Origin of the sequence: Yoonia ponticola (assembly GCF_014199395.1) — a bacterium.
In the GTDB taxonomy this organism is placed as follows: Bacteria; Pseudomonadota; Alphaproteobacteria; order Rhodobacterales; family Rhodobacteraceae; genus Yoonia; species Yoonia ponticola.
In genome coordinates, this window is the sequence record NZ_JACIJM010000002.1 from 276,851 (window position 1) to 292,243 (window position 15,393).

Sequence of the window (15,393 nt, forward strand, 5' to 3'; positions counted from 1 at the left end):
TTTCGGTCAAGGTGTTAATTTTTTCGTGCTCTCTGCCGCTTTGCAGCGTCGCGTGTCGTCAGATGATCCCTCTAGTTGATTCGAGCCCATTTCGCAGCATACGCAACCCTGAACATGGGACCTTAATATAGCGCAAAGCCGCTTCGTTCCGAAATCCCTGAGGCCCCGTTCAGCAAAGATAGAACGTGTAGCTTTCCGATTGACCAACACAGGGCGTTTGAGGTCACTGGTCGAAACACAGAAGAGGATGGATCGAATGAAGTCGCAGACGCGAGTTGTTGTTATTGGTGGCGGGATTGCAGGCTGCTCGACGTTGTATCACCTGACCCAAGAGGGCTGGACCGACGTTGTGCTGGTTGAACGCAACGAGTTGACGTCAGGGACAACGTGGCATTCAGCAGCTCAAGTCACCAACTTTGGCATGAACCAGACAATGGTCGGACTGAAAACACACTCTATTAATCTGTATAAAGAACTGCGTGACGACGCCGATTATCCGGTCAGCTACAATCACGGTGACGGTGGTATTCGGCTCGCGAATACCGAAGCGCACATGGAAGGCTACCGTCATTTTGCATCCATGGCGCGCGGCATGGGCATCGAGTTTGAAATACTTGACGCCGCCGAATGCGCGCGGCGCCATCCGCTGATTTCTACCGACAATCTGCATGGCGGGCTCTGGGATGCGAACGACGGGGACATTGATCCGGCATCGCTATGCCAAGCGCTCGCGCGGCGTGCCCGCAAAGCTGGCGCAGAGGTTTACCGCAACACGCCCGTGACTGGGCTGACGCAACACAAAGACGATAGCTGGACCGTGCATACGGAACACGGCGATATCGACTGTGAAATCGTGGTGAATGCTTGCGGATATCGCGTGAACGAGGTTGGCGCGATGATGGGCGTCGAACATCCAGTCACGTCGATGGAACACCAGTATTTCGTGACCGAGGACATCCCCGCGATTGTCGACGCGGGCCACAGGATGCCGCTGCTGCGCTGCCCGATCAGTGACTACTATAGCCGTCAAGAAAAGAACGGCCTGCTTGTTGGCTTCTATGAACAGGACTGCAAGACTTGGGGCATGGACGGCATCGATCCACATTTTGTGAACGCGCTTTGCCCTGACGATCTGGACCGCATCACTGACGTGTTGGAAGGCGCGTTTGAACGGATGCCCGCCCTGATGGAGGTCGGCATTAAGAACATCGTGAACGGCCCTATCACCTACACTATCGACGGTGCGCCGCTGGTTGGACCAATCCCCGGCAAACGCAATGCGTTCTGCTGCATCGGCTTACGTGCGGGACTTGGTGAAGGGGGCGGCCACGGCTGGATGCTTGCCCAACAGATCGTGCATGGTGAGGCGTGCTATGACACGTGGTGCATTGACCCGCGTCGCTTTGGCGAGCACACCAATGTTGAAATCACAGCGCTCAAGGCAATCGAAGATTACCAAAACGAATTCCGTTTCCATTTCCCGAATGAACATCGCCCCGCTGGCCGCAATGCCAAAACCACTCCGCTTACCCCTGTGATGGCAGCCGAAGGCGCTGAGTTTACAGTGGTGAATGGTTGGGAGCGGGTCGAGTTCATCAAGCCCTCGCCGGATTTTCACGTTACCCCAACCTTTACGTTCGATGAAGCCTTCGACATCGTCGGCGCAGAGGTCGCAGCGGTGCAAACATCCGTCGGCATTTGCGAGGTCAACGGCTTTAACCGCTTTGAGATAACAGGCACCGACGCCGCAGATTTCCTAGATCGTATGGTTTGCAGCCGCTTGCCGCGCAAAGCGGGTCGGTTGGGTTTGACTTATTTGTTAAATCACGATGGCAACGTCAAAGCCGAGGCAACAATCGCCAACATCCCAGCGTCAGATCGCGGGCCAGTTCGCATTTGGTATGGTTCTGCCGCCGCGTCCGAATTGCATGACATGGATTGGTTGCAGCAGCACATTGCCGCAGACGAAGACGTACACATCAAATCTCTCACGAACGATCAGACCATTCTCGTGATCGCGGGCCCGAAATCCCGCGATGTGCTTGCCGCTGTCAGTCGTGCGGATTGGTCCAACGAAGCGTTCCCGTTTCTGTCTGTGCGCGAATGCTACATCGGAATTGCGCCAGCGACCGTGATGCGGGTCAGCTTTTCCGGCGAAATGGCATTCGAGATTCACATCCCAAATGCGTCGCTATACGCGGCATATCTGGCGCTGCGTGAGGCAGGTAAAGCCCATGACATGCGGATTTTCGGCGCAAAGGCTGTGGATTCCATGCGGATGGAAATGGGATATTTGCATTGGAAAGCCGACATCATCACCGAATTTGACCCATTCGAGATGAGCCTTCCGCGCTTTGTGAAAATGGACAAACCTGATTTCATCGGGAAAAAGGCGCTCGAAAGCCGCGAAGGGAAACTGCGCAAAAAGCTGATCAGCATGGTGTTGGATAGCACCGACGCCCCTGCGCGTGGCGGCGCGTCGGTCATGCTGGACGGCAACGTCATCGGGACTGTGACATCCGGCGACTGGGGCCACCGGACTGGGTTAAACATCGCATATGCCTTTGTAGACCCTATGTATGCCGAACCTGACACCGCTTTCGCGGTGGACGTCTTAGGTAACATGATCCCCGCAAAGGTTATTCCGGCGGGCCCTTACGAAGGGTTCCGTTAAGCGCAATCGCCGCTGCGACGATGCTGTCACATGATGGCATCGTCGCAGCGTAGGCAGGACCTGTTGCGATAAAGCTTTCCTCGGCGGCCAGTAGCGACACTGGCACATCGGTTTTCTCCGTCAAAAGCGACACTAATCCTTCGCCCACATTTCCCGATTTGCGACATTCATCGACGACCAGTACTTTGTCGGCACTACCCAGCGCATTCAGTAAATCAGTCTCTGGCAAAGGCGAAATCCACCGAATATCAATAATCCGCGTCGCAATGCCCTGATCGTCGAGCACCTGCGCCGCTTGCTGGCTTAGGTAGTGGCCATTGCCGTAGCTGACAATCGCCAGCGGCCCGTCACCGGTCACACCCACATCACCAAAAGCTACCGTTTCACCAAGCGGCGGGTACGTTCGCATCCAGCCTTTGTCGTCTTTTTCATGCAGATCACGCATCGGATACAGCGCAATAGGCTCTACGAACACAACTACGCGCTGTTCTTCGCGGGCGAGGCGCACGCATTCGCGCATCATTTTTACCGCGTCCGCACCATGACTAGGTACGGCGACAATCACGCCCGGAATGTCACGCAGAACGGCTAGTGAATTATCGTTATGGAAATGCCCGCCAAAGCCCTTTTGATAGCCCAAGCCCGCAATTCGCACGACCATCGGGTTGGTAAACTGCCCGTTAGAAAAGAACGGAAGCGTCGCAGCTTCGCCTCGAATTTGATCTTCAGCGTTGTGAAGGTAGGCCAGAAACTGGATTTCAGGGATCGGCGTAAATCCGTTGTGCGCCATGCCAATCGCAAGACCAAGAATGCTTTGCTCGTCCAGCAACGTATCAATCATCCGGTCGCGACCGAACCGCGTCGCCAGTTTTTGGGTGACACCATAAACACCGCCCTTGGCGCCGATGTCTTCGCCCATCATGACGATATCGCCATGCGTCAGCATCAAATCCGTCAACGCCCAATTCAGCAACCGAGACATCGGCTGTGGTTTATCCATCTGAGGTAGATCAGTGTCTAATAAGGCGTTTCGCGCATCTGTTGATGGGCCATTAGTCGGCGTCATATCGCGTTTAGGCGGTACAATGCTGGCCATGACTTCTGTCGCGTTTTGCAAACGGGGGCGCGTGATGACCTGCTCAGCAATTCTGGCGCATTTGGCTTCTGTTTGTTCGTAGATCGCGCCGATTTCGTCAGCCGTTGCAGCGTCCGATGCAATCAGCAATCGCGCAGAATGCAAAAGCGGATCATCCGCTTCCCATTCCTCAAAAACATCCTTTGCGAGATACGCCTGTTGCAGGTCCGATCCTGCGTGCCCATAGAGTCTAACAAGGGATATGTGTAGAAACGCTGGCTTCTTTCGCGTCCGCACATAAGCCGCAGCTTCGGCTGTTACGCGGTGCGTTTCATACAGGTCCAGCCCGTTTGCGTGAAAGTACTTTAGACCCGGTTTTTGACCGAAATTTGCTTTGATCCACCCCTGCGGCGTGCGTGTCGAAATTCCGATTCCGTTGTCTTCGCATACAAACAAAAGCGGCAGCGGAACTGACTGATAGGACGTCCAGCAAGCCGTATTGATCGCACCCTGTGCCGTGGAATGGTTTGATGAGGCATCACCGAAAGAGCATATCACCAACCCATCATTCGGGATCTGCTGATGTTCAGGCTGGTGCCGCTGACAAAGCCCAATTGAGTAGGCCGCCCCAACCGCTTTGGGTAAATGGCTGGCGATGGTTGAGGTTTGCGGCGGAATGTTTAGCGCCTTGGACCCAAGCACCTTATGCCGTCCGCCAGAAATCGGATCATCCACGGACGTCGCAAAACTAAGCAACATGTCCTGCGCCGCATCCACGCCGACTTGTCCTGATCTGCGTGTCTGGAATGCACCATCGCGGTAGTGCAAGAACGCCATATCATCAGGACGCAAGGCTGACGCAACCGCCGCCATACCTTCGTGACCGGACGAGCCGATGGTGTAAAACCCCTCACCTGCCGCCTGCATTTTGCGTGAGCGGCGATCAAGATTGCGGCTGAGGCATTGCGCCTTAAATATTGCGACCGCTTCAGCATCGGACAAAGGACCTGTCGGCGCGGCACCGTCGGGAAAATCGCCCGACGCAAGCCGCGCACGAAAGGCGGCATCAACGACGTCCGCGCGATCCATTTACGTCACCCGGCCAGTCATCTGGAATTTGGGATCATCCCACCGTTTGTTATCCAAAACATCGACCATCCTGTCGACCGCACGGATCACATCCGCCTCGTCGATGTACAATGGCGTGAAGCCAAATCGCATGATGTTCGGCGCACGGAAATCCCCGATGACATCTTGCGCGATCAACGCCTGCATCGCCGCATAACCGTGTTCAAACGCGAAAGACACCTGACTGCCGCGCATCGCACCATCGCGGGGGCTGACCAATGTCAGTTGCGGGCAACGTGCCTCGACTTGGCTGATGAACAGATCGCATAAGGCAATCGACGTCTTGCGTAGGTCTGCCATATCGACTTTTTCCCACACCGAAAAAGCCGCCTCTAACGCGGTTAATTGTAAGATCGGCGGTGTGCCAACGCGCATCCGCTCAATCCCCATCGCGGGGCGGTAATCCTGTTCAAAGGCAAAGGGCGCATCGTGGCCGAGCCAGCCTGAGAGAGCCGGAAAAGTATCGCCGACAATATCAGGACGCACATAGATGAACGCCGGCGCACCGGGGCCGCCATTCAGATATTTATACGTGCAGCCAACCGCGAACTCGCAACCTGATGCGGCCAGATCAACAGGCAAGGCGCCTGCGCTATGCGCCAGATCCCACATCATCACAGCACCCGCATCATGCGCTTTGGCCGTCATCGCAGCCATGTCGTGCAAGCGTCCGGTTCGGTAATCGACCTGAGTGATCATCGCGACGGCGACGTCATCGGTCAGCGCATCCATCACATCCTCGGGCTCAACGATCCGCAATTCGTGACCTTTGCCAAGATGCGCGATCAGACCCTGTGCCATGTACAAATCCGACGGAAAATTGCCGCTATCCGATAGAATTACCTTGCGATCGGACCGCATTTCCAAGGCCGCCGACAACGCCTGATACACCTTTACGGACAGAGTATCGCCCATTGTGATCGAACCCTCAGGCGCACCGATCAACCGACCGACCATATTGCCGACGCGCATTGGCTGGCCCATCCAATCATCAAGGTTCCAGCCCTTGATCAGATGTTCGCCCCACTCATCCGTTACCATTTTTGACAACCGCGCATTCACAGCTTTTGGCAGTGGCCCAAGCGAGTTTCCATCAAGGTAAATCATCCCGTCAGGCAGCGCGAACTGGTCTTTCATCGGAAGGGTCATGGCATGCGTCCTTTATTAACCAACAAAGGCATTTGTGAGCGGACTATCCGCGTCCTTCAACCCCTCAATCACAGAGAAATGGTCGTGACCTACGTCCACATGACAACTGATGTTGGTATCGAACCCGTTCCACATCATCCCAAGCAGTTGCGTTTGGCGGATAAATTCGGGGCGTTCGTTGCCCCCAACCCAAGCAGTGGTGCGCACGGCCGGACTGGGTCGCAGCAAAGCGGGGCTTTCCGCGGTCGCCTCTGCCATGTCCAGACCCAGCGTTGCGTTCATCTTTGTCTGCAGCAACGGGCGCAAATCATGCAGCCCACTGATCGAGGTGACATGTTCTAGCCGATCAACGCCCTGCCCGGCACACGCCATACGTGTCACCAGATGGCCGCCAGCAGAATGACCTGCGATCCGAATTGGGCCAGCAACGAAACCCGCAGCACATCGTATTGCCGCCTGTATCTGCTGTGTCATCTGTGAAATTCGCGCATCAGGTGCGAGCGTATAACTTGGCAAACAAACCGCCCAACCTTGCGCACGCGCGCCCTCGGCAAGATGGGTCCACATGGATTTATCCGTCGCCATCCAATACCCGCCATGCACAAACACCGCCAAACCTTTGGGTGTTTGATCGGGCCAAATCAGGTCAAACACCTCTCGTGGCGCATCACCATATGGCACATCGCAATCAATACGCACACCACTTTGACGGTAGTCCAACGCCTGCTGCGTCCAAAGAGCAGGCAGCGCCTCTGCCCCTGGAATATACGCAGAATTGGCATAGGCATCGTCCCAATCACGCATCATAGCTATCCCGGTCGACAACGTCTTCGCGCACCACGACAAGGAAGCTTAGTAATTTCTCTTTATCGATGGGTTTAGCGAGCAATTTCAATGATAAAGCCGCGCAACCTTGCCGTAACGCTTGGCTACGATCCGCAGAAATCATCGCAGCGGGAACATCGCCGCACGTCGCTTGCAGGTCGCGGTACAGATCAATACCGCTCGCGCCCGCACCCAATTGATAATCTAGAAGCAGTACATCAGGCACCAGTTGAATTTCACCAAGCAAATCTTTGGCCTCTTGCGCACTCGCGGCGGGCAGCACCTCAGCCCCGTGATTTTCCATCATCAAAGTCATCGCCGTGGCAAGATGCGTGTCGTTTTCGACGAGTAAAATAATCATACCTTCTAGTGCGTTACCCCAATCCGCCTGAAAATTCGGCAGACCCATAGCCTTATCAGAACTCGAAACAGCGACCAACGCGTTCAAGGCAAAACAACTGCCGCGCCCGACCTGCGACCAAAGGCTTAGGTCATGGCCGAGCCCCTTAGCCGCACGTTCAACAATCGCGAGACCTAGCCCCAAACCATCGTTAGGCGCAGCGCCGTCAAGCCGTTCAAATTCTTGAAACACGGTCAGGCGATCTGTTTCGGCAATCCCCGGTCCGGTATCCCAAACCTCAATGCGGGCCGATCCACCGTTGCGTCGCACACCAACGACTACGCGTCCTGTTGTAGTGTATTTGATCGCGTTCGAGATCAGATTTTGCGTGATCCGGCGCAGATAACCCGGATCGCTTTGTACGCTCAGAGAGCTATCGATGATCGTTAACGACAACCCCTTCGCCATCGCGACAGGCGTCAATTCATCGCGTAAAGGGCCAAAAATCGCGGATAAAGACACTGGTTGTACGTCAAACACGGCTTTGCCTGCGTCCAGCTTGGAAATATCCAACAAAGCCGCGATGATCTTTTCGACGCCAGCTAATGCTGTTTCCGCCTTGCCCAAGACTGTTAAGGTTTGGGGGCTTTCCAATTGATCCGACAGCGACGACATAAACAGTTTCGCGGCTGACAGAGGTTGCAGCAAGTCATGCGACGCCGCAGCGACGAACCGTGATTTCGACGCGTTGGCGCGTTCCGCTTCGGCCAGCGCGACACCTAATTCCTCGGTTCTGGCGATCACCCCCGCTTCGAGCGTCTCGTTCATATCGGCCAAAGCGCGGGCCGCTTCGCGTTCTGCAGTCACATCCGTAAAGCTGATCACAAAGCCCCTATCCGGCATTTCTTGCGCAAAAACGCTTAGGATTTGCACGTCGTTACGCGTGACCTCAAATGCGATTGGCTTGCGTCGTGATCGGTGATTGGCCCAGCGTTCTAACCGGACGTGATCAAAACCTTCGTGAAAGGTTAATTCCGCCCTGATATTATCGAGTAACGCCGAAAATGTCAGCCCATGCACGCTATCGCCGGATGGCATTGCGGCGAAAATGCTCATGGTTTTGTTCCAACCGACCAACGTTTTGGTGTGGTTAAAGATACAAACACCTTGGTTCAGGTGGTCCAGCGTTGCTTGCAAAATGCGAGCTTGTTGGTCCAGCAATTGTTCGCGCTGCTGCCGCTCTGACCGCATCATATCGGTGACATCTGTTTGCAAAATCACGGTGCCGCCGCGCGCAGTGCGGTGTTCGGAAATCTGAAGCCAGCGGTTCCACATCAGCCGCACATTAAACACGACATGATCGTGACTGTGGCGCGAAAGACGGCTTGCCGCCCAATCATCCGGGCTTTCGCCGTCTTCCATGGCGAGATGCGGACTACGCGACAGCAATTCTACGTAGCCTTGAAACGGCAATCCCTCGACCAGATGGTCCGCAACATCGGCAATATCGCGGCAAAAACGGCTGTTAAACAACACCAACCGTTCGTCAGGATCAAACAGCGCAAAGCCTTCGTTGATCGTCTCGATTGCCTCGGTAATGTTGCTGCGGGCGGTTTCGGTTTCGACATTCGCATCTTCGAGACGCGCGTTCGATTCCTGTAGCAGATCAAGCGTGCGCTCGAGTTCCTGCGTCCGCTGCCGCACCTGCGTTTCCAGCAATGCCGCGCGTTCGAACTGTTGATAAGCGAGCCCCGATTGATCGTTTTTCTGCTCGACCCGCCGCATCAGCGACTGGGCGATCACCAGCAGCTTTTCGTTCTGCCGCTCAATCGTATCGTCAGGGTTTACAATCGACATTTAGGTCACATCTTTGGGGTAGAACGCCACTCCGGTCATTGTTTGGTTCACATGCAACGGGCCGATTTGCTCGCCGTATGTGGAAAAACCGGTGACGTTGTTCTTAGCCATAATGGTTGAAAGTTCGTGCGTCATTTGGGTCTGTTCTGACTCTATCCGACGCAAAATACAATCGCATCCAATGATATCGGTAAACGGCCCATCTGCTGCCATTTCGGCCATCTGGTCGGTCAAATGCTGGGCCATGTTTAACGGTGTGGCGACGGTCAGCACCATGCCTTCGTCAATCGCCGAAAAGAACACCAACTCGCCAGCGTCGTTCACCTGCTGAATAGCGCGAACATGATGATCGCCACCTATTCGCACAACGACAGGATGCGATGCAAAGGTGAACCGATCCAGCTGCTCTGGGTCTTTGCCGACGATTCGCGCATATTCGCGGCCAGCAGGCTCGGCGTTAATCGACTTTACGATCCGCCGCTCCGGATCAGCCCCTGTGACGACCATCTGCGTCTCAGTCGGGACGAGATGATCAAGGCTAAACACCTTTGTGCGGTGCGTACTGCGGATTAAGTTCAACACGGCCCCGTTCGTCATGATCTGCCCGTTCAGCGCAACCAGCGTCTGACGAAAATCCGCGCCGTCGCCCGCAGAAGCACCAAACAGCGGCATATCACGTAGCGCGGGTGAAATCGTCGAGGTCAGTGTGTCTTCACGGCGCGACAAGCCATCGACGATTAGGAATGCAAAGCCTTCCTCCATCTCAGGACTGCGATCTTGCAGTGCGACCCGTTCTTGCGCGATCCGGTCCATTTCGGATTCCGCGTAAAAGATATCGAGGTTGGCAAATGCCAATGACTTTGACGCAAAATGCGATTGCGGGAAGCCGACAGCGACGATCAACCCGTCGTCATATCCCATCTCGCCAATCTCGCCGGCGGTGGTGCAGCACACCACATCTACATCCGGATATAACAGTTCTGCCTCGGCGATCACGTCGCCAAAATCGGTCTGCGAGGTCACAAATAAAGCCAGTAAACAAAGCGGTTCATCGCCCATCGCGTTTTTCAACGCAGCTACCGGCGCGGTGGTCGTACACCGCACCTCCGCCTTGCAGAGCAAGCTCCGGCGGATTCCTCCCTGAATTGTCATTTTCTCTCTCCCTGAGGGAAAGATAGGATCAGGTTTCGCCGTTTGGCAATGTATTAAAGAATTTTGCTTCTTGGGCGACCAGGACAGCTTGGGTCCGGCGCTGCACGCCAAGTTTGCGCATAATTGCTGTGACGTGTGCTTTGACTGTGCCTTCGGCAATCGACAAATCAAAGGCGATTTGCTTGTTCAGTTTGCCTTCGCAGATCAATTCCAGAATGCGGCCCTGTTGGTTCGTGAGTGATGACAGGCGGACCAAAACGCGTTCCAGATCGTCGCCTTTGGCTGACTCAACGAAACCAGCGGGCTTGTACACACCGCCAGATGCGATTTCGGCCAAAGCGTCTTTGAATACCGCCCGACCGGAATGTTTCGGCACGAAGCCAGACGCGCCAGCTGCAATCGCACCGTTAATAATTGCGTTGTCGGTCATTGATGACACAATCACGACCGGCGCTTTGTCTGCAGCACGTTTAATGCGGATCAACCCGTCCAGCCCACTGACATCGGGCAAGTTCAGATCAAGCAAGACTAACGCAGGGCCACTTGGGCCTTTGTCAGCGAGCACTTTTAAACCAGCCTCTAAGCAATCGGCGGTCACAACTTCGGTGAAGTCGTCCAACGCGCTTAATGTCAGTTCTAAGGCATCACAGAACAGTGGGTGATCGTCGATGATCAATGCCCAACCGCGCATCAGTGCTGGCCGCGTTTCAGATTGAGTGGGGTGCGCTTGCGTCATCATGTCCTCACTAAAGCAGGCAAACAACAATCCGCCAATGCGCCAAAGGTCTAAGCTACATAAATTTTGTTAGGCGTTGCGCGACGTTGCTGCCATCAATCTCACAACTAAGCCATTGGTCCTATATCCTCGACACCTTCTCGGTCCTAGGCTGAACCCCGCAACCACGACGGAAAAACACATGAAACTGAACGATAGCCGTACCATCCAAGCGGATGTTGCCACCATCTGGGCCGGGCTTTTGAACCCTGACGTGTTGAAAGAATGCGTACCTGGATGCACCGAAATGTCCGGATCCCCTGAAGAGGGTTTTGAGGCGACCGTGGTCCAAAAAGTCGGACCTGTGAAGGCGACCTTTAAGGGCGCAGTGCAGATGTCCGAAATGGTCGAGCATCAAAGCCTCAAGATGTCAGGCGAAGGCAAAGGCGGACCAGCAGGCTTTGCCAAAGGCGGCGCAAACGTTCGGCTAGAGGCCGACGGAGATACGACCATCCTGCACTACGAAGTCGAAGCCAACGTTGGCGGTAAGCTGGCCCAGCTTGGTAGCCGGATCATCGACGGTTTCGCCAAAAAGATGGCCGACCAATTCTTTGCCAACTTCCAAGACGCAGTTGAGCCACCGGATGCCAGCGACGATGCAGCACCCGAAGAAGAAACAAAAAAGAAGGGCTGGTTCCGGCGCGTAACCGGCAGCTAAATGATTGATCCAAGGGAGGATGCGATGACAAAAGTCACAATGACCATCAACGGAAAAGAAGTTTCCGGAGACGTAGAAGGGCGCACATTGTTGTCGTCCTTTTTGCGTGAAGACCTGCGTATGACTGGCACCCACATCGGCTGTGACACGTCACAGTGCGGGGCCTGTACCGTGCATGTTAACGGCAAAACGGTGAAATCCTGCACGATGTTTGCAGCAGAAGCCGAAGGGGCGCAGGTATCGACGATTGAAGGTCAAGCGAACGCTGACGGCTCTTTGAACGTGATCCAGCAAGCATTTCAAGATCACCACGGTCTACAATGTGGCTTCTGCACACCAGGCATGGTGATGACGACCGCCGCCCTGCTCAAAATCAACCCGAAACCATCCGAGCAAGAAGTCCGCGAACATCTCGAAGGCAATATTTGTCGCTGCACGGGATACCACAACATCGTCAAAGCGATCTTGGCCGCATCCGGTCAAGACGTCAGCACAATCGCCGCCGAATAATCGAATTTTGGAGAGAATTCGTTTTCCGATAGGGAGGAATAAATATGCCTAAAGATGGTGGAATTGGCGCCGCAACCACGCGCCGCGAAGACGTCCGGTTTTTGACCGGCACAGGAAGATATACCGACGATATCCAAACTCACGCTGAATGCGCGGCCATTTTTGCCCGCTCGACGGTGGCAAACGGTATCATCAAATCAATCGATACAACCGCTGCGGCCGCAATGCCCGGCGTTCTGGCGATCTTCACAGGTGAAGATTTTGTTGAGGTCGGCGGCAACCCTGCTGGCTGGCTGATTAACAGCCGCGACGGCGAGCCGATGAAAGAGCCAAAACGTCCGGTTCTGGCGCACGGCAAAGTTCGGCACGTGGGCGACGCCTATGCCGCTGTTATCGCTGAAACCGTGCAACAAGCACGTGACGCAGCCGAGATGATCGAAGCTGACATCGAAGAACTGCCCGCCGTCGTGAATATGAAAGATGCCCTTGCTGGCGACAATTTCGTGCATGACGAAATCGGCACAAACCAGTGTTTTGATTGGGGTTGGATCGAAGACAACCGCGCCGCGACCGATGAAGCGATCAAGAACGCGCATCACGTCACGACACTGGAATTGGTGAACAACCGCCTTGTGCCGAACGCGATGGAGCCACGTTGTTCAATCGGGTCGTACCACCCTGGCACTGGCGACTACACGCTGCACACAACATCGCAGAACCCGCACCTAACACGGTTGCTAATTTCTGCGTTTGTGATGGGCATTCCAGAAAACAAACTCACCGTGATTGCGCCTGATGTGGGCGGCGGTTTTGGTTCTAAAATCTACCACTACGGCGAAGAAGCGCTGGTGCTTGCTGCCGCGAAAAAGCTGGGCCGCACTGTCAAATGGACCGCTGATCGGTCCGAAGCGTTCCTGACAGACGCCCATGGTCGCGATCACGTCACCAAAATCGAACTGGCGATGGACAAAGACGGCAATTTCCTCGCGTTCCGCACGGAAACACATGCGAACGTCGGCGCGTATCTGTCCAACTTTGCCACAGCGACGCCAACGTTCCTGCACGGCACTCTAATGGCGGGCAACTACACGGTGCCGCTGGTCTACGTGAATGTGAAAGCCGTGTTTACTAACACCGCCCCCGTTGACGCCTATCGCGGTGCTGGTCGTCCCGAAGCGACCTATTCGCTGGAGCGTGTGATCGACATGGCTGCGCGTGAAATCGGGCGCGATCCGACAGATTTACGCCGTCAGAACTTTATCAAACCGGACCAATATCCCTACGCGTCTGCGGCTGGCCTAGAGTACGACAGCGGCAACTACGACGCGCTCATGGATAAGATGGAAGAAGTGTCTGACAAAGCAGGTTTCGCCGCACGTCGCGCTGAATCCGAGGCCAAAGGATTGCTGCGCGGCTTTGGCGTGAATGCCTACATCGAAGCCTGCGGCATCGCGCCGTCGAACCTTGTTGGTATTCTAGGGTCTCGCGTTGGTCTTTATGACGCGGCCACTGTGCGTGTGAATGCGACGGGCAATCTTTCCGTCATGGTCGGCGCACATAGCCACGGCCAAGGACATGAAACTGTGTTCCCGCAGGTCGTCGCAGAGATGTTGGGAATCGACCCAATGTCGATCGAAATCGTACATGGCGACACCTCGAAAATCCCATTTGGGATGGGGACATATGGATCGCGGTCATTGGCGGTTTGTGGGTCTGCGGTTGTTCGCGCAACTGAGAAAATCATCAACAAAGCCAAGAAGATCGCGGCGCATATGCTCGAAGCAGCAGAGGCGGACATCGATTTTACCGACGGTGAATTCTCTGTCGCTGGCACCGATAAAAAGGTCAGCTTTGGCGAGGTCGCGCTGAAGGCGTACATCCCGCACAACTTCCCGCTCGAAGACATCGAGCCGGGCCTAGAGGAAACCGCGTTCTACGATCCGGCAAACTTTACCTATCCATCAGGCGCTTACTGCTGCGAAGTGGAAATCGACCCTGAAACGGGCAAAGTCCGCGTAGATCGGATGACTGCCGTCGATGACTTTGGCAATGTGATCAACCCGATGGTTGTGACCGGTCAAGTGCATGGCGGTCTGGGCCAAGGCATCGGTCAGGCGCTGTTGGAAAACACCACTTACGACGAAAACGGACAGCTATTGTCCGCGTCTTACATGGATTACGCAATGCCGCGTGCCGATGATGTGCCTTACTACATCGTCGATCATTCCCAAGGAAATGCCTGTACGCACAACCCCTTAGGCGTGAAAGGCTGCGGTGAAGCGGGTGCAATCGGGTCGCCACCAACGGTGGTGAACGCAGTGATCGATGCGATCCAGTCGGGCGGCATGAACGTCACCCACATCGACATGCCCGTCAGCCCGCATCGGGTTTGGGCTGCCATGAACAACGCTAAATAAGGAGAGCGGACCATGTATGCATTTGACATTGAACGGCCCGCAACGGTGGCAGACGCTGTCGCGGCTTTGTCTAACGAAGACGCGCAGGCGTTGGGGGGCGGTCAAACGCTGATACCAACGCTGAAAGCGCGGCTTGCCAGCCCTGAAAAGCTGATCAGCCTCTCTGGGATTTCTGAGATGCAAGGGATGTCGTCGGAAGGCGGCGCCTTGCGGATCGGTGGCGGTACAATCCACGCGACAGTCGCCACCGAGGCGGCTGCGATTTATCCGGCATTAGCAGCTTTGGCGTCCCACATCGGTGATCCTGCGGTGCGTAATCGCGGCACTATCGGCGGGTCTATCGCGAACAACGATCCAGCGGCTTGCTACCCTGCTGCTGCATTGGCATCGGGCGCTACAATCGTGACGAACAGTCGCGAAATCGCGGCCGATGACTACTTCCAAGGCATGTTCACCACAGCTCTGGACGAAGGCGAAATCGTCACGGCGGTTTCGTTCCCGATCCCTGAAAAAGCGCATTACGAAAAGTTCGTGCAACCTGCATCGCGTTTCGCGCTGGTTGGGGTCTATGTCGCCAAATTCGCGGACGTTGTGCGCGTGGCGGTCACGGGTGCGTCAAACGAAGGCGTACACCGCTGGACGGCGGCAGAAGAAGCGTTGAGCGCCAACTTTTCAGCCGATGCATTGGCCGACTTGACCGTTTCAGCCGACGACTTGATCAACGATCTTCATGGGTCCGCCGAATATCGGGCGCATCTCGTGAAAGTCATGACTGGACGTGCCGTTTCCAAAGCCAAATAAGTTACACGTGAAACAACTAAAGGCCCCGCATC

Annotated in this window: 11 protein-coding genes; 5 read left to right on the top strand and 6 right to left on the bottom strand. The window is 55.2% G+C overall.

Going from position 1 to position 15,393, the window contains the following annotated elements; genetic code table 11:
- Nucleotides 1–256: 256 nt before the first annotated feature.
- A complete protein-coding gene (locus FHS72_RS04145) occupies nucleotides 257–2,674 on the top strand; it encodes a GcvT family protein (RefSeq protein ID WP_183526003.1) in 2,418 nt (805 codons plus the stop codon).
- Here the strand turns inward: FHS72_RS04145 and FHS72_RS04150 are convergent.
- Genes FHS72_RS04150 through FHS72_RS04175 form a run of 6 tightly spaced genes read right to left on the bottom strand, consistent with a single transcriptional unit; the run spans nucleotide 2,640 to nucleotide 10,936 of the window.
- Nucleotides 2,640–4,838 (bottom strand): thiamine pyrophosphate-dependent enzyme, encoded by a 2,199-nt coding sequence (locus tag FHS72_RS04150; RefSeq protein WP_183526006.1) that lies wholly within the window; start codon nucleotides 4,836–4,838, stop codon nucleotides 2,640–2,642. The two genes, FHS72_RS04145 and FHS72_RS04150, sit on opposite strands and share 35 nt — an antisense overlap.
- The gene (gene kynU, locus FHS72_RS04155; protein ID WP_183526009.1) at nucleotides 4,839–6,026 is read right to left on the bottom strand and encodes a kynureninase; all 1,188 of its coding nucleotides are present in this window, start codon (nucleotides 6,024–6,026) and stop codon (nucleotides 4,839–4,841) included. It lies immediately after the preceding gene.
- A gap of 15 nt (nucleotides 6,027–6,041) precedes the next feature.
- Complete coding sequence (locus tag FHS72_RS04160) at nucleotides 6,042–6,833, bottom strand: alpha/beta hydrolase (RefSeq protein ID WP_221235342.1); 792 nt, start codon at nucleotides 6,831–6,833, stop codon at nucleotides 6,042–6,044.
- Nucleotides 6,823–9,048 carry a hybrid sensor histidine kinase/response regulator gene (locus FHS72_RS04165; RefSeq protein WP_183526015.1) on the bottom strand — a complete coding sequence of 742 codons (2,226 nt, stop codon included), beginning with the start codon at nucleotides 9,046–9,048 and terminating at the stop codon, nucleotides 6,823–6,825. The genes FHS72_RS04160 and FHS72_RS04165 overlap by 11 nt, the downstream gene beginning before the upstream one ends.
- On the bottom strand, nucleotides 9,049–10,200 hold the full coding sequence (locus FHS72_RS04170) for an FIST N-terminal domain-containing protein (protein WP_183526018.1): 1,152 nt from the start codon (nucleotides 10,198–10,200) through the stop codon (nucleotides 9,049–9,051).
- Nucleotides 10,201–10,228: 28 nt separating this feature from the next.
- On the bottom strand, nucleotides 10,229–10,936 hold the full coding sequence (locus FHS72_RS04175; protein WP_425511106.1) for a response regulator: 708 nt from the start codon (nucleotides 10,934–10,936) through the stop codon (nucleotides 10,229–10,231).
- A 181-nt stretch (nucleotides 10,937–11,117) separates the two neighbouring features.
- On the opposite strand from FHS72_RS04175, the gene FHS72_RS04180 reads away from it, so the two are divergent.
- From FHS72_RS04180 to FHS72_RS04195, 4 genes are read left to right on the top strand one after another with little or no spacing between them, the layout of a single operon-like run.
- On the top strand, nucleotides 11,118–11,633 hold the full coding sequence (locus tag FHS72_RS04180) for an SRPBCC family protein (RefSeq protein WP_183526021.1): 516 nt from the start codon (nucleotides 11,118–11,120) through the stop codon (nucleotides 11,631–11,633).
- Nucleotides 11,634–11,657: 24 nt separating this feature from the next.
- Entirely contained in the window at nucleotides 11,658–12,143 is a 486-nt protein-coding gene (locus tag FHS72_RS04185; protein WP_183526024.1) for a (2Fe-2S)-binding protein, read from the top strand.
- Nucleotides 12,144–12,187: 44 nt separating this feature from the next.
- On the top strand, nucleotides 12,188–14,560 hold the full coding sequence (locus FHS72_RS04190) for a xanthine dehydrogenase family protein molybdopterin-binding subunit (protein WP_183526027.1): 2,373 nt from the start codon (nucleotides 12,188–12,190) through the stop codon (nucleotides 14,558–14,560).
- Between the two features lie 12 nt (nucleotides 14,561–14,572).
- Nucleotides 14,573–15,361 carry an FAD binding domain-containing protein gene (locus FHS72_RS04195; RefSeq protein WP_183526030.1) on the top strand — a complete coding sequence of 263 codons (789 nt, stop codon included), beginning with the start codon at nucleotides 14,573–14,575 and terminating at the stop codon, nucleotides 15,359–15,361.
- Nucleotides 15,362–15,393: the final 32 nt, after the last annotated feature.